This window comes from Bradyrhizobium sp. Ses1, from assembly GCF_059512365.1.
The window spans coordinates 38,371-58,548 of the sequence record NZ_JCAMOQ010000002.1; the positions used below are offsets into that span (position 1 = coordinate 38,371).

Consider the following 20,178-nt stretch of genomic DNA (forward strand, 5'->3'; position numbering starts at 1 on the left):
TCGCTACAGACTGTTGCAGCGCAGATGCCGATATCAGATGAGCAGACATGACGTGAGATGCGGCTTGATTCTGTCGAGCAAAAATGGCCTGTTTCCCGCGATTCCGCCGGCTATGACAGGCAGGGTGGGTCGTTTGAACCTGTGGGATCGCGATCAACACTAAGTGTTCGATGCGGCGAGGCGTATCTTGAAGAAGGTCGTCGATTTTTGATGGGAAAACTCACAATGAAGCGGTTTGGTTTGGGCTTGTTCGGGCGCGCGATCGCGGCGGCCGGCATTGGCGCGGTGGTCATGTTGTCGGTCAGCGCGGGCAACGCCCAATCGTCGGGACCATTCGCTGGCTTTGACGGATCGTGGAGCGGTTCGGGCACCGTTGCGCTCTCCAACGGCACCACGGAACGGATCCGCTGCAAGGCCAGCTACAAGGTCAACGCCACGGGGCTTGGCCTGAAGCAGAGCCTGAATTGCGCCAGCGACAGCTATAAGTTCGACCTCTCCAGCGACGTGACGAGCCAGGGTGAGCGCATCTCCGGCAACTGGAGCGAGAGGAGCCGCAACATCTTCGGCAACCTGCAGGGTACCGCGGGCGGCGGCCAGATCGAGGTGTTCGTCGAGGCGTCCGGATTCGCCGCCACGCTGAACCTGCGCGCCCACGGCAACAGGCAGGTCGTGCAGATCGACTCCAAGGGCGAGATCCGCGGCGTCAACATCACCCTGACGAAGGGCTGACACTCTCGCGAATTCTGTGGCCCGGGTGAAGCGACAGCGCAACCCGGGCTACGACACTGTCGCAGCACCGTCCCAACGCGCGCAGAAGCCCTCGATGTCGGTCGACTGGAATTCGCCCAGGCGAGCCATGATGGTTTCGAACGGCCAATCCCACCACGCGATCCGCGCGAGCTGCGCCGCGATCTTGCGATTGAACCGCTCGCGGATCTGCCGGGCCGGCACGCCGCCGACGATGGTGTAAGGCGCCACATCGCGCGTCACCACGGCGCCCGCCGCCAGCACCGCGCCGTCCCCTACCGTGACACCGGGCAGGACGATGGCGGCGTGGCCGATCCACACATCGTTGCCGATCACCACCCGATCGTCCCTCCGCTCGGCGAAGAAGCCGCGATCACGCTCGGCCGTCTCACAGTAATATTCGGGACAATAGGTGAAACGGTGCAGCGACGGACGGTCGATCGGATGGTTCGGTGCCCCGATCCGGACCTGCGCGGCGATGGCGCAGAACCGGCCGATCTCTGCATCGCCGACCATGCAGCCGGGGCCGAGATAGGAGAAATCGCCGAGCTCCGAATATTCGACGGAGGTATCGCCGAGGATCTCGCAGCACTTGCCGATCGTGCTCTCGCGCAGCTTGACCGTCGGCTCGATGACGGTGTCGGCAATCTTCGGGCGCGGACGCGGCGCTTCATTCATTTTGATGTCTTCCTGTTTCGTGAGGCCGGAGCTTCATTCAGCCTAGCCGACCTCGCCATCGATATTCAGCACCTCGCGGGCAACGTCAATGAAGCTGCGCACGAAGCGCAGTTCGCGCTTGTCGACGGGAGCAAGGAGATAATATGTGAAGGTCTCGCTCATGTCGGTGATCTCGATGCCAACCAGCTCGCTTGATGCCGACAGGCTGTCCTCAGGCCACAAGCCGACACCTACGCCGTGTTGCACAGCCTCTTTCACGACGGGAAATGTCGTGGTCTTCACGAGACGCGTCAGAGTGATGCCGAGTTCGCGACACCTCTGGTGCAGCAGGCGCTGCGTCAGCGAGCCATCCTCCGGCACGATCACCGCCTCGTCCACGAGGTCGCGCAGCGAAAGCCTCCTGCGGCGCGCCAATGCATGGCCGCGACACATATAGGCCCGGTAGCGCGCCCGCGTCAGCGGCAGGCTGTAGAGCTGCTCATCGATCACCGGATCGGCCACGATGGCAACATCGACGGCGCGTTCATGCAAACGCTCCATGGCCAGCGTCCAACTCACCAGCGTGAACTCGATCTGGACGCGCGGGTAGAGCGTCGTATAGCGGGCGATCACGGGCATCGCCGGGCGCGGCGCATTGGCGACCACGCTCAAATGTCCGCCGGACATCTCGCTGTAATTGGCAACCTTCTCCTCGATCAATTGCTCGAGTGTCCGCAGCCTGTCCGAGACCGAAAACAACTCGCGACCGGCGCGCGTCAGCTCCAATCCGTCACGGCGGCGGACGAAGAGCTTGATCCCCATCGTGCGCTCGAGGTTTGCGACATGCTGGGTCACTGACGATTGAGTGACGCCGAGTTTTTCGGCCGCACGGGTGAAACTCCCCTCCCGCGCGGAATGGGTGAAGGCGCCGATCTGATACGGATTTGCCCGCATCGGGCCCGACCTCGCAATCGCAGTTCAACAACCTGCGCTGCTCCGTCCATTAGCACGGCTAATATGACGTCACGGTGACGTTAATCTGGCTGGCTACGCGTGGCCAAGCTTCTCATCACGCGAGACTCTCACCGTGATGACGCAGTGATGACCATCGTCCGAGGACAACGGTATGCAGCTCAGCGCTTCGCGGAATCTGACCACCCACGTCGGCAGCCTGCCACGTCCGCATGAACTCGAAGCGATGCTGCTGCGCCGAGAGAAGCGCGAACTGGACGCATCAAGACGGCGCAGGGCGCGGAGATTAGCATCACGGCGGCTTTGGAAACGCTGAGGGAAGAGCGATCGGCCGCGCGCAAAGCGCAACTCGATGTCTCGGTGCCGGCGGCGATTTACCGCACAAGAAGCCGGTGCCCTGCCCGAGGAAGCATTCCAACCCGTCACGCAAGTGTCAGACGCGTTCCTTAACGCTGACGCAACGCGACAAGGCTCCGGGGAATAGATCGAATGGCGAGCATTGAACTTTCAGCCATCAGGAAATCCTTTGATGGCACGGAGATATTGAAGGGCGTCGACCTCAGGATCGAGGATGGCGAGTTCATCTCGCTGGTCGGTCCCTCTGGCTGCGGCAAATCAACGCTGCTGCGCGTGATCGCAGGTCTCGAGCCGCAGAGCGCGGGCGAGGTCAGGATCGATGGCGTCGCTGCCGACGCGATCAGGCCGAGCGCGCGCAACCTCGCGATGGTGTTCCAGTCCTACGCGCTCTATCCGCACTTGAGCGCGTTCGACAACATCGCGGTGCCCTTGCGCATGCGGCGCCTCTCGGCGATCGAACGCCTGCCCCTCCTCGGCGCGCTGCTGCCGAGCCGGCGCCGCAAGGAACGCGGCATCCGCGAGGATGTGGCAAAGGTCGCCGAACAGCTCGAAATCGCACATTTGCTCGGTCGCAAGCCGGCGCAATTGTCCGGCGGGCAGCGGCAGCGCATCGCGGTCGGACGCGCCATCGTGCGCCAGCCGGTGGCCTTCCTGTTCGACGAGCCGCTGTCCAACCTCGACGCCAAGCTGCGCGTCCATATGCGCGCCGAGCTCGCGCAACTGCACCGCCGGCTGAACACTACCTTCGTCTACGTCACCCATGACCAGGCCGAGGCGATGACAATGTCGAGCCGGATCGCCGTGATGATCGGCGGTGAGCTGGTGCAGGTCGGCACGCCCACCGATATCTACGACAACCCGCGCGATATCCGCGTTGCCGAATTCGTCGGCAGCCCGAAGATCAACATCCTGCCCGGACGGATCCGCGACGACGGCCGCATCGAGGCGCTCGGTATCGCATTGCGATTGACGAGCCCTACCGCGCCGGGCCCCTGCCGGATCGGCGTGCGCCCCGAGCGGATCGAGCTCGGCGGCGGGCCGTTCTCCGGCCACGTCGTACACGTCGAGAACATGGGCTCGGAAGCGTTCGTGCATCTCGGCATCAATGGCAGCGACGCGCGTCTCGTGGCGCGTATCGACGACCCGAGACGATTGCCGCCGATCGCAACCCCGGTCTCATTCGGCTTCGCGACGGATGCCGTGCGCGCCTTCAACGCCGAGGGCAAACGGATCGAGGTCGAGATCGAGCACACCGAGCGCGTGCGGGAGCGGGCCATTGTCTGACGCCGCAACGATCGACACTGCCGCCGTCGCCACGCCGGCGGCGAGCGCAGCCCTGCGCAAACGCGACCACCGCGCATCGACGGCCTACGGCCTAGTGGCCCCGGCATTCACGCTGATGCTGCTCATGCTGCTCGGCCCGCTCGCGAGCGTGATCGCGCTCTCCTTCACCGACTATCAGCTCGGTGCTCCCGCCTTCTCCTGGATCGGCCTTGCCAACTACCAGGACATGTTCGCCGATCGGGTGTTCTGGATCTCGCTGCGCAACACGCTGACCTATGTCGTGATCGTGGTGCCCGGCGCGGTGATGCTCGGGCTCGGCATCGCGCTTCTGATCGAAAGCGGCACCAGCCTGCGCAGCCTCTACCGCACCATCTATTTCCTGCCGGTGATGGCGACGCTGATCGCGATGGCTGTGGTCTGGGAGTTCATGCTGCATCCGCAGTTCGGCCTGGTGAACGGGCTGTTGCGCGGCGCCGGGCTGCCGGCCTTTAGCTGGCTGCAGGACCGCGGCACCGCGCTCTATGCGCTCTGCGCGATCGGCATCTGGCAGGCGGTCGGCTTCAACATGGTGCTGTTCCTTGCCGGCCTGGTGTCGATCCCGAAGCAGCTCTACGAGGCCGCCGAAATCGATGGCGCCGCCAGCGCCTGGGCGCGGTTTCGCCTGGTGACCTGGCCGATGCTTGGCCCGGTGACGACTTTCGTGATCGTGATCAGCGGCATCCGCTCGTTCCAGGTGTTCGACACCGTGCACATCCTCACCAAAGGCGGGCCGTCGAAATCCACGGAGGTGCTGATCCACACCATGTACACCGAGGGATTCGAGTTCTTCCGCTCAGGCTACGGCGCCGCGCTCACGGTCGTGTTCCTGGTCTTCGTCCTCCTGCTCACCTTGATCAAAGCGAGGCTCGCCGATCGCGGCGTGCAATACGCATGAACAGTATCCGCACCATTCCGCTCTGGCCCGCCGTCCGCCATTTGCTCCTGATTACGGGCGCCATGGTGCTGCTGGCCCCGTTCATCTGGATGATTTCCACGGCCTCGAAGCCGCCGGAGGAAGTCTTCTCCAGCGAGCTGCACCTGATCCCGCATCATTTCGCGCTATGGGACAATCTGAAAATCGCCTTCGCCAAAGCCAATCTCTGGCGCTTCCTGCTCAACGGCGTGATCGTCACCATCTCGATCTTCGTGCTGCAGGTGCTGATCGCGCTGCCCGCCGCCTATGCGCTGGCGAAGCTGCGTTTCCTCGGCCGCGACACGCTGTTCGCGCTGGTGCTGTTCGGAATCCTGATTCCGCCGCAGGCCACTGCGATCCCGGTGTTCCTGCTGCTGCATAAGCTCGGCCTGCTCGATAGCTATGCGGCGCTCGTGCTGCCGTTCACGATTTCTGTGTTCGGCATCTTCCTGATGCGCCAGTTCTTCAAGTCGGTCCCCGACGATCTCGTGGACGCGGCGCGCATGGACGGCATCTCCGAGTTCGGCATCGTCTGGCGTGTGATGCTGCCTGCCGCGATCCCCGCGGTCACCGCCTTCGGCATCTTCTCCGTGGTCGCGCACTGGAACGACTATTTCTGGCCGCTGATCGTGCTCAACAGCGAGCAACTGCGCACCCCGTCCCTAGCGGTGGCGCATTTCCGCAACAACGAGGCCGGCACCAATTACGGCCCGCTGATGGCGGCGGCGATGGTGATCATCGCGCCGCTCCTGATCGCCTTCCTGCTCGCGCAGCGTCGCTTCATCGAAGGCATCACGCTGACCGGAATCAAGTAACGCCGTCATCTCAAACAGGAGCCTGTCCTATGCTGAAATCGTGGATCGCCGGAGCCGTGCTGTCGCTTGCCGCCAGCGCGTCGCTGGCACAAACGCAGACCGAGATCGTGCTGCAATATCCGTATCCGGAACTGTTCGCCGAGACTCACAAGCGCATTGCCGAAGAGTTCGCCAAGGAGCGGCCGGACATCAAGATCACGCTGCGCGCGCCTTACGAATCCTATGAGGACGCTACCCAGAAGGTGCTGCGCGAAGCGGTCACGAACCAGATGCCCGACGTCACCTTCCAGGGCCTGAACCGCATCCGCGTGCTCGTCGACAAGAACATCCCGGCCCAGCTCGACAACTACATCGCCGCCGAGAAGAATTTCGACCGCCAGGGTTTCCACCAGGCGATGTTCGACATCGGCACCGCGAGCGGCAAGATCTATGCCCTGCCCTTCGCGATCTCGCTGCCGATCGTCTATGTCAATCTCGACCTGCTGAAGCAGGCCGGCGGCGATCCCAACAACCTGCCGAAGACCTGGGACGAGCTGATCGCACAGGCGAAGAAGATCAAGGCGCTCGGCCCTGACATCAACGGCGTGACCTATGTCTGGGACATCACCGGCAACTGGCTGTGGCAGGCTCCGGTGTTCGCGCGCGGCGGCACCATGCTGAATACCGATGAGACCAAAGTCGCCTTCAACGGCCCCGAAGGGCAGTTCGCGATCCGCATGCTCGCCCGCCTCGTCAATGAAGGCGGCATGCCGAACCTCGACCAGCCCGCGATGCGCGCGGCCTTTGCCGCCGGCAAGACCGGTTTCCACATCACCTCGACCTCCGATCTGAACAAGGTCACCCAGATGATCGGCGGCAAGTTCGAGCTCAAGACGCACACCTTCCCCGACGTCGCATCGCCGAACGGACGCCTGCCGGCGGGCGGCAATGTCGTGATGATCCTGTCCAAGGACAAAGCCAAGCGCGACGCGGCATGGGAAGTGGTGAAGTTCTGGGCCGGTCCGAGGGGCGCGGCAATCATGGCCGAGACCACCGGCTACATGCCGGCCAACAAGGTCGCCAACGAAGTCTACCTGAAAGACTTCTACTTGAAGAACCCGAACAACTACACCGCAGTGAGCCAGATGGCGCTGCTGACCAAATGGTACGCCTTCCCCGGCGATAACGGCCTCAAGATCACCGACGTGATCAAGGACCACATGAACTCGATCATCAGCGGCGCGCGCTCCAAGGAGGCTGATGCCGTGCTCTCCGAGATGACCGCCGACGTGCAGAAGCTGCTGCCGAAGACATCAGGCGCGGCGCGCTAAAGCATGATCCGGAAAAGTGTGAAGCGGTTTTCCCTCGCGACAAACGCGGAGCGTTTGCGCGGAGATCATGCTCAAACAATAACCTAAAGCGCGATGATGATTCATCCTCATCTCATCGCGCTTTAGGACCTTTCGAAACCCGCTGCGGGGCGTATCATGCGCCCCGCAGCTCATTGCGGAGCGCCCCCATGAAACTCATCCACATCAGCGATATCCACCTGACTGCGCCGGGCTCGACCATCGGTGGCCGTGATCCGCGGAAGAACTTTGAACGCGCGCTGACCCACGTCCTGAGGGATCACCATGATGCCGAACTGATGGTGATCACCGGCGACCTCTCCGACTGGGGCGACCGCGACGACTATCAATGGCTGAAGCAACGCCTCGAATCCTTCCCGATCCCGGTGCGGCTGTGCATCGGCAACCACGACAATCGCGCCAACTTCCTCGGCGTGTTTCCCGACCTCGCCGGAGAAGGCGGTTTCGTGCAGGGCGTCCACGACCTGCCCGCCGCACGCTGCCTGTTCCTCGACACCGCGCATCCGCAGACGCATGCGGGCCGCTATTGCGACGAACGGCTCGGCTGGCTCGCCGCGCGGCTTGCTGAGCATAACGGACCGTTCCTGCTCTTCATGCATCACAACCCGATGCCGACGCATATTGCGCCGCTCGATCAGATCCGTCTGCTGGATGACGCCGCCTTCCGGCGATTGGTGGCGCGGCATCGCGAGCAGATCCGGCATATCTTCTTCGGCCATTGCCACCTGCCGCTCGCGGGATCGGTCGGCGGCGTTCCCGTCTCCTCGCTACGCGGCACCAACCACGCGAGCTATCCGCTGTTCGCCGAAACAGAGGTCCTGTGCGCGTCGGATCTGCCTGAAGCCTACGGCGTTGTGTTCTTGGGCGAGGATTACGTCACCGTACACATGGTGGAATTCGGCTACGACGGTCCGCTCCGCATCGAGGGTTCGCCGGACTATCAGACCTGGAACCGGGAGACCATGGTCCGATGAAATTTGTCGTCCTGACCGATACCCATTTCGTCGCTAGCGGCCGCAGGATCTACGGCCTCGATCCGGCGGAGCGGCTCGCGGCCGCGATCACCCGCATCAACCGTGACCATCCCGACCTTGCCTTCGTCATCGTCACCGGCGATCTCGCCCATTGGGGCGAGGACGCGGCTTACGAGCATCTTGCCAACGTGCTGGCGCGCCTGAACGCGCCGACCATCCTGATGATGGGCAATCACGACCGCCGCGATACGTTCGGCCGCTATTTTCCTGGCGTTGTCAGAGACGGCGACGGCTTTGTGCAATCCATGCAGGTATTCGACGCCGCGACCATCGTCGCCCTCGACACGTTGAACGAGGCGGCTCCGAACCATGAGGGCCTGCTCTGCGAGCGCCGCCTCGCCTTCCTCGAGCATGCGCTGACCTCAGCGCCGAACGACCGTCCGCTGCTCTTATTCCAGCATCACCCGCCGTTCGACACCGGCCTGCGCTACATGGACACCATTCGCCTTGCGAATCCGGACGCCGAGTGGGAGGTGATCGCGCGCACGCGCCGGCCGGACTACCTGTTCATGGGCCATCTGCACCGGCCGATCGCAGGGCTCTGGAACGGCATCCCCTTCCACATCCAGCGCGCGCTGGCGCACCAGGTCGCATTTGACCTCGATACCGAGGGCCACATTCCCGGCTCGCACGAGGCGCCGGACTATTCGCATGTCACGGTGAGCAGTGGACAGATCGTGATCCACCAATGCTCGTTCATGTATGCCGGGCCGAGGTTCTCGCTGCACGACAAGGCGGCGCTGAACGGGGTTCTGGGGTAGACGATTTGCTTTCCTTCACCTCCACGCTCGCGGGGTGCAGTTCGTAGCCCAGGTGAAGCGAACGCGTAACTCGGGACATCAGCATCAGCGTTCCGCGCGGCCCCGGATTACGCTGGCGCTCCACCCGGGCTACAGTTTACTGCATCACTCCGCAGCCTTCGCCTGCGGCGGTGGCGTGGCGGTGCCGCGCAATTTCTCCGACAGGTTGATCAGGAACATCGCGGTCGGCCGGAGGATGAAGAGGTCGGCGACGAGGGCTGCGATCATCGAGAAGGCGGAGAGCCAGCCGAACAGGCGCAGCGACGGCAGGTCGGAGAACACCGTCACCACCAGGCCGCAGGCCAGCACCACCGTGGTCAGGATCAGCGCGGGTCCGACCAGCACGGTTGCGCGCTCGACGGCGAGCGCTGCGGTGATGCCGGGCTTGTGCTCGAGCCTCAGGCGGTTGAGGAAGTGGATGGTTGCGGAGAGGCCGAGGCCGAACGATACCGTCAGCGCCACCACGCTCGCAAACTGCAGGCCTTCGCCGAGCAGCCACAACACCGTGCCCGACAGCACCACCGGGAAGATGCCCGGCAGGATGCAGGAGAACATCACGACGACGGAGCGGAAGGCGAGCCCGATGAAGATCGCGACCAGGGCGAATTCGATCGTCAGCCCGTGGTTGAGCTTCTCGATCATGCTGGCGCTGTTGCGCGCGGCGATCGCGGACAGTCCCGTGACGGCGATCTCGTAGCCGGGATGCTCGGCGCGCACCTTATCGAGGGCGTGATCGAGCTTGTCGACCACCGGCAGGATCTCGCTTGAATCGAGATCGGGCACGCGACCGGACACCACCACGGCATCCTGATTTGCGGAGATGAAGCGCCGCACCAGATGTTCGGGGATGACGCTGACATATTCCTTCAGCGTCGCCACGTCGGTTGCACCCGCCTTCTCGGCGAGCCAGCGGCGCAGCGTTTCCAGCGACCAGACGTTGCCGACGCCGGCCGCGCCTTCGACCGTGGAGTGAACCTCAGCGATCACCTTCAAGGTCTCGGGCGCGTAGAGCGAAGCGCCCTTCGGGAATTCGATCAGGACGTCGATCGGATTGGCGCCGGTCAGCTTGGCGTCAAGCCGATTGCTGGCCTCGACCGCCTGCTGCTTGTTCGGCACCTGGTCGGCCAGCCGATAGCGCGGTTCGAGATTGGCATAGATGATGCCGAGCCCGCCGACGAAGATCAGCGCGACCAGGCTGAACAGCCCGGGCCGGCTGACCATGCGGACCGCGATCCAGTAGCAGAAATTGCGCAGCGCCTGCACGCCAGCATCGGCGCTCTGGAACTTGACCGCGAAGATGCGCTCGTTGCGCACGAACAATACGCCGAATACCGGCACCAGCGACAACACCGCGAGCAGCGCGATGATGGTGGCGGCCAAGCCCGCTTCGCCGAATTTGCGGATCAGGTCGGAATCGGAGAACTGCAGCGCGATAAAGGAAATGCCGGCGGTTGCGTGCGTCAGCACGCAGGCCGGCCCCACCACCCGCACGGCATTGGTGAACGCGCTCAATTTGTCCTGCCCTGCGATCAGCCGGTCGCGCGCCGCGAAGGTGAGCTGCATCGAGTCGGAGAAGCTGATCACCATGATGAGCGGCGTCATCACGTTCAGGAACATGTTGAGATTGAAATTGGCCCAGCCGAGGGCGCCGAGCGCGAGCAGGATCGCGATCATCGGCGGGAATGCTGCCACCACCATGAAGGAGATCTTGCGGAAGAAGATGATCGCGATGATGCAGCCGGCAAGGATGCCGAGGACGTTGTAGGTCAGCCCGTCGCGTTCGACCGCGTTGCGGATCTCGAGCTGCATCACCGGCACGCCGGAGAGCTGGGCATTGAGGCCGCTGCCGGAGAGATCGTCCGCCATCACCTTGCGGATCTCGCCGACTGCTGTGCTCAGCTTGTTGCTCGAGACCACTTCGGGATCGAGCGACAGCACGACCAGGGCCAGCGTACCGTCCTCCGACAACAGCTTGCCGCGAATGATCTCGTTGGATTTCACCGTCTCGACGAACTTGTCGTAGGCGGCGCCTTCCGGCAGTTCGTTGGGGAATAGCGCCGCCGGCAGTTTGCCGGGCTCCGGCGCCTGCCGCGCCGAGAACAGCGAGATCAGGCCGCGCACCCCGTCGACCAGTTGCAGGTCGGTGACCATGTCGCGCAATTTCTCGAGGTTGTCGCGCGCCAGCAGCGTCTTGCCCTCGACCACGACCAGCACGTCGAACTCGGTCGCCGGGAAGCGCTTCGTCACCTCCTCATATTGCTTGTAGTCCTTGGTGTTGGAACGGAACAGTTGCGACAGCGAATCGTCGATCTTGATCCGCTGGACGCCGAACACGGCCGCGATCATCAGTGCGACCAGGACGATCAGCGAGACGACCGGCGCCTTGACCGCGATCAGCCCGATGCGCTCCAGCCCGAAAGCGATACTGGCCCCCTGCGGCGGCTCCTCGACCTTTCCGACGTGGACCTGACTTTCGGAATTCTTTTCGAGCATGCCCTGTCCAGTTCTGAAATCGGCGCGAATTGTCTAGCTTGGGTTTTCCGGGCGTGCACAACGCTCTGCGGTCACTTCCAATCGGGCTAGCCCTTGAAAACACGGAAGTATTGACCGTCGTCGGTTTTACAGGCCCCTCCGGCGCCTCGCAAGCACAAGGGAGAGGTCAAATCAGCGTGTGCGGTACAAAAATCGCCATTAAGTATCTGATTTGTCACAGCGCACGAACGGATCGGACTGAAGCAGTCCCGCTCTCATCTCTTTGTTCGAACGTGATGTTTTCGGAAGGCCGGTCCCGCCTCCCCGATCGTGTGTTCAGGACGCGCCGAGCTGCGGCGGAATGCCTCCGCTCTCGTCCTTCAAGGCAACGCCGGTGACTTCGCGGCTCAGTCCCTCGCGGACCAGCCACGCGATTCGGTATGCCGCTTCCGCGTAGGTGAGGCCCGCGCGGTGGATGTTGGAGATGCAGTTGCGTTCCGCATCGGTGCGGCCGATCCGCGGCGCGAAGGTCAGGTAAGCGCCGAGGCTGTCAGGCGCGGACAGGCCGGGCCGCTCGCCAATCAGCACCAGGACCATGCGCGCCTTGAGAAGCGCGCCGATTTCGTCGCCCAGCGCAACCCGTGCGCCCGACGCGATCACGGTCCCGCCGATATCGATCCGGCCGGCCGCAAGCTGCGGCAATAGATGGCGTACCAGTTCGACCGCATGGACATTGACCGCGGTCGGCGACAGGCCATCGCCGATCACAAGAGCGAGTTGGCTGGACGTGCTGCCGTGGCTCTCCAAGGCGCGCCGCGATTCGGGATCGAGCATGCGTCCCAGATCGGGACGCCGGAGATAGTCGCGGCGATCGCGCGCCTGGCTCGACACCTGGAGCAGCTGCAGGCCGAGCTCGTTCAATCCCGCAATGAGGCCATTGAGATCGAAAGCCGCATGAACGGCATCGCGCGCACGGGCATGGTCGAGCGTAAAGCTCAGCAGCGCCTCGGTCGGCAGGCTGGAGCCGGAACGGCCGAGCCCGACGCGCGCCGGCGTCAATTCCCGCAGGCGCGTCAGCGAAACGGGCGGCGGCGCCGGTGGCTTCATTTCGGGCTACTCGGCGGGCACGGAAGCTTCGCGCAGCCGGATCGAATAGTTCGACGCGTTCTGCTGGCCGCTCGAAGCCGCACGCGCGAACGTGATCAGGTGATGCGCGATCATCGAAGATGCGATCAATCCCTCGATGTCACCGCGGCGAAGCCGCCCAAGCGCGAACTTCCAGAACGTCCGCCTGTAGTCGCCGAGCACGCCGACCTGCCAGAAGATGTTGCGCAGCATGATCAGCCCACGCTTGATATTGGCCCAGCTCTTCCTTTCCGGGCTGACAGGCACCTTCACGCGGTGGGCGTAGGTGTAGTCGCATTGGTGCTCGTAGCGCGCGAACAGCTTTTCGGGCTCGTAGGCCACCTCCATGCACCGCTTCCAGGAGCTGATGACCTCATCATAGGGCAAAAGGAACTCGACGTTGGAGTCGCGGCTGTCGTCCTCGACCAGCCGTCCCTCGCGTTCGAGCCGATCCCAGAGCGGCGTCTTCGGCAGCGCCTGCAGCAGGTTGATCGTCAATAGCGGAATCCGGGATTCATCGACGAAAGCAAGCAGCGCGTCCGCGGTCTCGGCCTTGTCGGTGTCCAGGCCCATGATGATGCCGGAGACGACCTCCATGCCGTAGGAATTGATGGTCTGAACGCCTTCGAGGATCGGGACCATCATGTTGTGGTCCTTGTGCATCGCCTTCAGCGCGTCGGGATCGGGCGTCTCGATACCGCAGAAGATCGTGACGAAATAGGCTTCGCGCATCTTCTCGAGGATCTCGGGCCGCTTGGCGATGTTCAGCGTCGCCTCGCAGGCGAGCCGCACGACATAACCGGTCTTCTTCTGCCACTCGATCAGATGCGGCAACAAGTCCAGTGTTGCCTTGCGGTTGCCGATGAAATTGTCGTCGACGAAATAGACCGTGTCGGTCATGCCGCATTCGCGCAATCGGTCGAGCTCGGCGATGATCTGTTGCGGCGTCTTCAGGCGCGGGTTGCGGCCGTAGAGGCCGGGGATATCGCAGAACTCGCACTGATAGGGGCAGCCGCTGGAGAACTGGATGCTGCCGAGGAAATAGCGTCGTGTCTCCGCAAGCTCGTAGGCCGGGATCGGGAACTCCGTCATCGGCACACGGTCCATGGTCTTCAGAACCACCTGCTCAGGTGGGCGCGACGGATCGCGCGCCAGCCGCGCGATCAATTCATTGGTGGCGTCGCCGAGCTCGCCGACGTGGAGATAGTCGAACGACGGATAGTAGTCCGGGCAGGCGCTGACTGAGGGGCCGCCAAGGGCGACGGCAAGATTGAAGGCATGCGCCCGACGGCAGATGTCGTTCATGTGGTGGCGCTGGATGTGCATGCCGCTGACGAACACCGCCTCCGCCCACTCGAAATCTGCCTTGCTGGCGGGACGGATGTTCTCGTCGATGAAGCGGACCTGCCAGTTTTCCGGCAGATAGGCGGCGATCAGCAACAGCCCCTGCGGCGGCATGAAAGCCTTGACGCCGTCGGTCAAGGGATAGGCGTATTCGAACGTACCGAACGCCGATGTGTAGCGCGGGAAGACGCAGAGGATGCGTCGCGCCGTCTCGATGCCCTCAGCTCTCATCAAAACTTCCTTAAGACGAGCCTAAACCAAATGTAAGCACGGCATCGAACGCTGGGCCAGAAATTCTTCAAGATTGTGGCAGCGCACACGCGCAGGGAACGGTTCGTTGCCAAAGAGCACTGCGAGAGGGAACGCCGAGTTTCAGGCGATCAGGCGCGAGGCAAATTCGGGCAGCAGCCCTGCACGATCGGTAAGCTGGAAGTCGTTTCCCGCGAGCCCGGCGCGGAGCAGCCAGTCGTCGAATTCGGGCGCCCGCTTGAGACCGAAGACGTTCCGGATATAGAGCGCGTCGTGGAACGACGTCGACTGGTAGTTCAGCATGACATCGTCGGCGCCAGGTACCCCCATGATGAAAGTGACACCGGCCGCGGCCAGCAGCGTCAGGAGATTGTCCATGTCGTCCTGGTCGGCCTCGGCGTGGTTGGTGTAGCAGACGTCGACGCCGAGCGGCAGGCCGAGCAGCTTGCCGCAGAAATGATCCTCGAGGCCGGCGCGGATGATTTCCTTGCCGTCATACAGATATTCCGGGCCGATAAAGCCGACCACGCTGTTCACGAGCAAAGGATCGAAAGCACGGGCGATCGCATAGGCTCTAGCCTCGCAGGTCTGCTGGTCGACGCCGTGATGGGCGCCCGCCGACAGCGCCGAGCCCTGCCCGGTCTCGAAATACATGACGTTGTCACCGACCGTGCCGCGGCGGAGCGACAGTCCCGCCTCGCGCGCTTCGCCGAGCAGCGCAAGATCGACGCCGAAGCTGCGGTTGGCGGCTTCCGTCCCGGCGATCGACTGGAACACCAGATCGACTGGCAGGCCCTGCCCGATCAGCCCGAGCGTCGTCGTCACATGGGTCAGCACGCAGCCCTGGGTCGGGACTGAAAGGCGCGTGATGATGGCGTCAAGCAGCCTGAGCAGGCCGCCGATGACATTGGGATCGTCGCTTGCCGGATTGATGCCGATGCAGGCGTCGCCTGATCCGAGCAGGAGCCCGTCGAGGATCGAGGCGGTGATGCCCTTGACGTCGTCAAAGGGATGGTTGGGCTGCAGCCGCGTGCTCATCTGGCCCTGCAGCCCAATGGTGTTGCGGAAGCGGGTCGTCACCTCGCATTTCTTCGCAGCCAGGATCAGGTCCTGGTTGCGCATCAGTTTCGACACTGCGGCCGCCATTTCCGGCGTGATGCCGCGGGACAGCCTCTGCAGCGCATCGGTGCTCGCGGCATCCGACAACAGCCAGTCGCGAAAGCCACCGACGGTCAGTGACGAGATGACGGCAAAGGCTGCGGCATCATGGGTGTCGAGGATCAGGCGGGTGACCTCGTCGTCCTCGTAGGGGATGACCGCCTCGTTCAGGAACTGCTTCAGCGGCACATCGGCGAGCGCGACCCGCGCCGCGATCGTCTCCTGCGCACTTCCGGCCGCGATCCCGGCAAGGCGGTCGCCGGAGCGCGGCGGCGTGGCCTTGGCGAGCAGGTCGCGCAGATCGCCGAATACGTAAGAGGTGGCACCGATGACGTGGCGATAGACCATGAGGGATTCCCGCGCGCTGGCCGCGCTTCATTGGATCAACAGTCTATCACCATGCAAGAACCGGGGCCGACCGGCTATCCGGTCCCACCTGGGCTACCTCGCCACCGGTTGCAATGGGGGGAACTTCGCGCATTAAGAAATTGTCCACCAAAATTCTGGATGATTTTACCGGCCGTTGGTGCTCCCCGGCCCATCTGGAGTGCCCCGAATGGCTGAAATCACGACCTCCCCCCGCCCCATCCCTGTCCGCGCCATGGCGTCCCGGCTTTCCCTTGCTGCCAAGCTGTATGCGATCTTTGCACTGTTCGCGGTGCTGACCGCGGCCATCACCTTCCTGTCCGACCACAACAGCCGCCGGAACGCAGAGCTCACGGAGGCCGTGGAGACGGCAAGCCGCGCGGCGCTGAATGTCGAGCGGGTCAATTCGCTCGTCTATGCGGTGGTGATGGAATCCCGCGGCATCTACATGTCGACGGATCCGGCCGCGGTGAAGAAATACGGCGATGGGCTGCTCAAGTTCAACGAGCGCATCCTCGCCGTGGTCAAGAGCTGGGAGCAGATCGTCCAGGCCGACGATGCCGAGCAGTTCGCCAAATTCAAGAAGCGCATCGAGCAGTTCGTCGACTTCCGCAAGGAGCTCGTGCGCCGCGGCGTCGAGATCGGCGCGGCCGCGGGCCGCGAATGGGGCGACAACGACGCCAACCGCGACGTGCGTACGGCGCTGAACAAGGATCTGGAGGCGCTGTCAAAGGTCTATGCCGAGCGCAGCAGGAAGCTGGCGCAGGAGACCGACGCCAATCGCACCATGGCGCTCGTGCTGACCGGCCTCGGCGGCCTGGCGCTGGTCCTGGTGGTGTTCGGCGTGCTGATCATCGCGCGCTCGATCGCCCGCCCGCTGTCCGCGATCACCACGACGATCAGGCAGGTCGCGGCAGGCGAGGAGAACGTCGCCGTTCCCCACACAGGGCGTGGCGACGAGATCGGCGCGCTGGCGCGCGCGATCGAGATCTTCCGGGAGGCGATGCAGCGCAACCGCAACCTCAATTCGCAGGTGCTGCAGGAATCGAGGGCACGCGATGACCGCACCAGGCACATCGAAGCCTCGGTGGACACGTTCCGCGAGGCGATCGGCGCCGTGCTGCGCGCAGTCAACGACAATGCGGCCTCGATGCGCGATACCGCGCAGGCCATTGCCAGTGTCGCATCGGATGCCAGGGATCGCGCAGTGACGGCCGCCGGCGCCACCACGCAGGCCGCGGGCAATGTCTCCGCCGTCGCCAGCGCCGCCGAAGAACTCTCGGCCTCGGTGCAGGAGATCGGCCGCCAGGTCCGCCAGTCCGCCGGCGCGGTCGAAGAGGCCGGCCAGCGCACCGACAAATCGGTCGCCGAGATCGAAGGACTTGCCGCCGCGACCCAGCGCATCGACGGCGTGCTCACGCTGATCCGCGCGATCGCCGAGCAGACCAACCTGCTCGCGCTCAACGCCACCATCGAGGCCGCCCGCGCCGGTGACGCCGGCCGCGGCTTTGCCGTCGTTGCCCATGAGGTCAAGGCGCTGGCGGAACAGACGGCGAAAGCCACCGTCGACATCGGCGAGAATATCGGCATGATCCAGACCTCGACGCGCAATTCGGTCGAGGCGGTACGCGAGATCGGCAATGCCGTACGCGAGATCAACGCCGTGACATCGAATATCGCAAGCGCCGTCGGCGAGCAGGATGCCGCGACGCGCGAGATCTCGATCAATGCGCAGGCGGCCGCGCAAGGCAATGATACGCTGGTGGTCAATATCGGCTCGCTCAGCGAAGCGATGGGCAAGACGTCCGTTGCGGCCGAATCCGTGCTTGCCGCGTCCGGTGATTTGACCGCGACGGCGGAGACGCTGTCGCGCGAGGTCGAGAAATTCTTCCGTAATTTGCGCGCCGATCCGGTCGAAGGCGCGCGGAAGAGCGCGTGACCCCTCCGCTCGCTAGTGCGCGCTTTGCTCGCCCGCGATCCTCGGCAACAGCAGTTGAACGCGTGTGCCGCTGCCCACCTTGCTATCCAGCCTGATCCGTCCTCCCAGGCGCTCGGTCACGATGTTGTGGACGATGTGCAGGCCAAGGCCGGTCGCGCCTTCGTGGCGGCGGGTCGTGAAGAAGGGATCGAACGCGCGGCGCCTGGTCCCGGCGCTCATCCCTGAGCCGTTGTCGGCGAACACCACCTCGACATGATCGGCTCCCGCGGCGCGCACGGTCAGATCGACAGCACCACGGCGGCCGTCCGGAAACGCGTGCGCGATGACATTGAACGCCAGATTCGTCAGGACCTGCCCGTAAGGACCGGGATAGCTGTTGATCCGAAGATTTGGCTCGCACCATGCATTCAATGTGATGCCGCGCTCCTGAAACTCGGGACGCAGGTTCGACAGGATCCGTCCTGTCAATTCACCAACATCGAACTCGCGTCGTTCGGATTGATCGTCGTCGGCTGCGACCTGCTTGAACGCGCTCACCAGTTCGGCCGCGCGATTGAGGTTCGTGACAAGCTGGTTCGATGCATCGTTGATCGCGTCGACGAACTCGGTCAACGTCGACCGGCGGAGCCCGCCGCGCGCGGCTTCGGCCGCAAAGCGCTCGGTCCTGCGCTGAAGCGACGAAGCAACCGTCAGGCTGATGCCGACGGGATTGTTGACCTCATGGGCAACGCCCGCGACCATCCGGCCAAGCGCAGCAAGCTTCTCGGCTTCAACCAGCGAAGCCTGGGCCTCTCGCAGATCTTGCAGCGCGGCCTCGGCCGCGTCGCGGGCCTGCCGAAGCGCCTGTTCGCCGCGCTTGCGTTCGGTGATCTCCTCCGCCGCGACATTGATGGCGACGATCTGGCCGCTCGGCGCGCGCAACGGGTGCCAATACGTTACCCAGAAACGCTCATCGCCCTGATCGGCCCGTTGACCGGCGACCTCGACGCCGATCACCGGTTCGCCGGTCTCCATGATCGACTGCACGATCTGCTCGACCGAGTCGGCCAGCGCAGGCACGCAATCCCTGACGGAGCGTCCGAGATGATATTCGACGGACAATCCGCATATCTCGGTAAGACGTTGATTGATCTGCAGATACCGGCAGTCTGGAGACAGGCATGCAAGCCCGATCGGCGCCGTGTCATAGACCAGTTGCAGCGCCGGCTGCGGAAACAACATGACGGCCGCTGGTTCGCCCCCCGGCCTCGCATTTGCAGTATTCGACACCACGCCTCCCCTGCTGCCAAGTGGGCCAACTGCTGGAAGCACAGACTTGTTCCGATCAACGGAACCGATTCAACGACGCTTTCCTAGCTCGGTCGCGCGCTCAGCGGAGTGCAACCTACAGGATGACCGCGCATCACGAATGATGGCGAGACGGGGAAACGGGTGACCGCAACACACACCGGAAGCCGACATGGCTCGTGGAGGCATCAACCGCCTCCGCGTGCCGCGCAGCGGGACGATAGCGGCGGCTGTAATTCGGCGCGGAAAGATGCGAACCGCCCTTGAGCACCTTGCGTGGGATGCGGGCCCGCGCGCGCGCCGGATCGTAGCTGGCCTCCTTGCGGCCACCGACGGGATTATGCGGGACGCCGTGCTGCGCGTCGGCCTCGTGGTGTGCCGACCACCAATCGGTTGTCCACTCCCAGACGTTGCCGATCATATCGTGGACGCCATAGCCGTTCGGCGGGAACGCCGTCACCGGCGAAGTACGGTCATAGCCGTCCTCGCAGAGATTCTGCACCGGGAAATTGCCTTGCCAGGTATTGGCCATGTGGACGCCGCCGGGCATCAGGGCGTTGCCCCAGGCGTATTCCTCATCCTCGAGCCCGCCGCGCGCGGCAAATTCCCACTCCGCTTCCGTCGGCAATTCCTTTCCGACCCATTTCGCGTAAGCCAGTGCGTCGGCGTAAGTGATGTGCACGACCGGATGACTGCCGAGCACGTAGATGTGGGTCTTGGGGCCGTATGGATGGCGCCAGTTAGCCCCGGGCATGAACGTCCACCACTGGCTGGTGTCGCGCAGATCGCGCACCCGCCGCGGCGCCGTGAAGACGAGCGAGCCTGCCTGGCGCATGTCCGGCGGTGCATCCGGATCGTTCGCGAGACCGGGCGGAATCTCCGCCGCAGTGATGTAGCCGGTGGCGAGCACGAACTCCCGAAACTGCCAATTGGTGACGGGTGTTCGGTCGATCCAGAAGCCATCGACCTTCACACGATGCGATGGCGCTTCTTCGGGGTAGTGATGGTCCGATCCCATCCGGAACGTGCCGCCGGGAATCCAGACCATGTCCTCGGTCCTGATATCATCCGGCTGATAGTTGCTGCATTCGGTCTCTGCCCGAAACATGGCGCCAGCATTGCGCGGTGTCGCGCCCCTTCCGGTTCAAGCGCCGCCAGCCCAGCGGCAACAACAGGTGAGCCCCTCTTCTTGTCGTGTGCGAGAGCCGTGAGCGCAGCCGCTCCCGTGGCCTGCGACGCGGTCCGACACGACCTCATCACGTGCCTGCTCT

General features: G+C 63.8%; 16 protein-coding genes. 8 read left to right on the forward strand and 8 right to left on the reverse strand.

What is annotated here, in order from left to right; genetic code table 11:
* The first annotated feature begins 225 nt into the window (after window positions 1-225).
* Window positions 226-729: a hypothetical protein gene (locus AC5ZG5_RS03210; RefSeq protein WP_130224311.1), complete on the forward strand. Its 504-nt coding sequence runs from the start codon at window positions 226-228 to the stop codon at window positions 727-729.
* A 48-nt stretch (window positions 730-777) separates the two neighbouring features.
* On the opposite strand, the gene AC5ZG5_RS03215 is transcribed toward AC5ZG5_RS03210, so the two are convergent.
* Window positions 778-1,425 carry a DapH/DapD/GlmU-related protein gene (locus tag AC5ZG5_RS03215; protein ID WP_456643021.1) on the reverse strand — a complete coding sequence of 216 codons (648 nt, stop codon included), beginning with the start codon at window positions 1,423-1,425 and terminating at the stop codon, window positions 778-780.
* A 42-nt stretch (window positions 1,426-1,467) separates the two neighbouring features.
* Window positions 1,468-2,358 carry a LysR family transcriptional regulator gene (locus tag AC5ZG5_RS03220; protein ID WP_130224314.1) on the reverse strand — a complete coding sequence of 297 codons (891 nt, stop codon included), beginning with the start codon at window positions 2,356-2,358 and terminating at the stop codon, window positions 1,468-1,470.
* A gap of 507 nt (window positions 2,359-2,865) precedes the next feature.
* On the opposite strand from AC5ZG5_RS03220, the gene AC5ZG5_RS03225 reads away from it, so the two are divergent.
* The 6 genes from AC5ZG5_RS03225 (at window position 2,866) to AC5ZG5_RS03250 (ending at window position 8,928) form a co-directional block, all read left to right on the forward strand.
* On the forward strand, window positions 2,866-4,017 hold the full coding sequence (locus AC5ZG5_RS03225; protein WP_456643022.1) for an ABC transporter ATP-binding protein: 1,152 nt from the start codon (window positions 2,866-2,868) through the stop codon (window positions 4,015-4,017).
* The gene (locus AC5ZG5_RS03230; RefSeq protein WP_456643023.1) at window positions 4,010-4,951 is read left to right on the forward strand and encodes a carbohydrate ABC transporter permease; all 942 of its coding nucleotides are present in this window, start codon (window positions 4,010-4,012) and stop codon (window positions 4,949-4,951) included. Before AC5ZG5_RS03225 ends, AC5ZG5_RS03230 begins: the two co-directional genes overlap by 8 nt.
* Window positions 4,948-5,784 carry a carbohydrate ABC transporter permease gene (locus AC5ZG5_RS03235; protein WP_456643024.1) on the forward strand — a complete coding sequence of 279 codons (837 nt, stop codon included), beginning with the start codon at window positions 4,948-4,950 and terminating at the stop codon, window positions 5,782-5,784. Before AC5ZG5_RS03230 ends, AC5ZG5_RS03235 begins: the two co-directional genes overlap by 4 nt.
* Before the next feature lie 29 nt (window positions 5,785-5,813).
* Complete coding sequence (locus AC5ZG5_RS03240) at window positions 5,814-7,094, forward strand: ABC transporter substrate-binding protein (RefSeq protein ID WP_456643025.1); 1,281 nt, start codon at window positions 5,814-5,816, stop codon at window positions 7,092-7,094.
* 188 nt (window positions 7,095-7,282) lie between these two features.
* Entirely contained in the window at window positions 7,283-8,107 is an 825-nt protein-coding gene (locus AC5ZG5_RS03245; protein WP_456643026.1) for a phosphodiesterase, read from the forward strand.
* The gene (locus AC5ZG5_RS03250; RefSeq protein WP_456643027.1) at window positions 8,104-8,928 is read left to right on the forward strand and encodes a phosphodiesterase; all 825 of its coding nucleotides are present in this window, start codon (window positions 8,104-8,106) and stop codon (window positions 8,926-8,928) included. Before AC5ZG5_RS03245 ends, AC5ZG5_RS03250 begins: the two co-directional genes overlap by 4 nt.
* Before the next feature lie 144 nt (window positions 8,929-9,072).
* On the opposite strand, the gene AC5ZG5_RS03255 is transcribed toward AC5ZG5_RS03250, so the two are convergent.
* From AC5ZG5_RS03255 to AC5ZG5_RS03270, 4 genes are all read right to left on the reverse strand, one after another.
* The gene (locus AC5ZG5_RS03255) at window positions 9,073-11,460 is read right to left on the reverse strand and encodes an efflux RND transporter permease subunit (protein WP_456643028.1); all 2,388 of its coding nucleotides are present in this window, start codon (window positions 11,458-11,460) and stop codon (window positions 9,073-9,075) included.
* Between the two features lie 315 nt (window positions 11,461-11,775).
* On the reverse strand, window positions 11,776-12,546 hold the full coding sequence (eutC, locus tag AC5ZG5_RS03260; RefSeq protein WP_456643029.1) for an ethanolamine ammonia-lyase subunit EutC: 771 nt from the start codon (window positions 12,544-12,546) through the stop codon (window positions 11,776-11,778).
* Between the two features lie 6 nt (window positions 12,547-12,552).
* The gene (locus AC5ZG5_RS03265) at window positions 12,553-14,139 is read right to left on the reverse strand and encodes a B12-binding domain-containing radical SAM protein (protein ID WP_456643030.1); all 1,587 of its coding nucleotides are present in this window, start codon (window positions 14,137-14,139) and stop codon (window positions 12,553-12,555) included.
* Window positions 14,140-14,280: 141 nt separating this feature from the next.
* Window positions 14,281-15,663 (reverse strand): ethanolamine ammonia-lyase subunit EutB, encoded by a 1,383-nt coding sequence (locus AC5ZG5_RS03270; RefSeq protein WP_456643031.1) that lies wholly within the window; start codon window positions 15,661-15,663, stop codon window positions 14,281-14,283.
* A 208-nt stretch (window positions 15,664-15,871) separates the two neighbouring features.
* Between AC5ZG5_RS03270 and AC5ZG5_RS03275 the strand changes: the two genes are divergently transcribed.
* Complete coding sequence (locus AC5ZG5_RS03275) at window positions 15,872-17,620, forward strand: methyl-accepting chemotaxis protein (protein ID WP_456643032.1); 1,749 nt, start codon at window positions 15,872-15,874, stop codon at window positions 17,618-17,620.
* 12 nt (window positions 17,621-17,632) lie between these two features.
* On the opposite strand, the gene AC5ZG5_RS03280 is transcribed toward AC5ZG5_RS03275, so the two are convergent.
* Entirely contained in the window at window positions 17,633-18,889 is a 1,257-nt protein-coding gene (locus tag AC5ZG5_RS03280; RefSeq protein ID WP_456643033.1) for a sensor histidine kinase, read from the reverse strand.
* A gap of 133 nt (window positions 18,890-19,022) precedes the next feature.
* The gene (locus AC5ZG5_RS03285; protein ID WP_456643034.1) at window positions 19,023-20,015 is read right to left on the reverse strand and encodes a formylglycine-generating enzyme family protein; all 993 of its coding nucleotides are present in this window, start codon (window positions 20,013-20,015) and stop codon (window positions 19,023-19,025) included.
* Window positions 20,016-20,178: the final 163 nt, after the last annotated feature.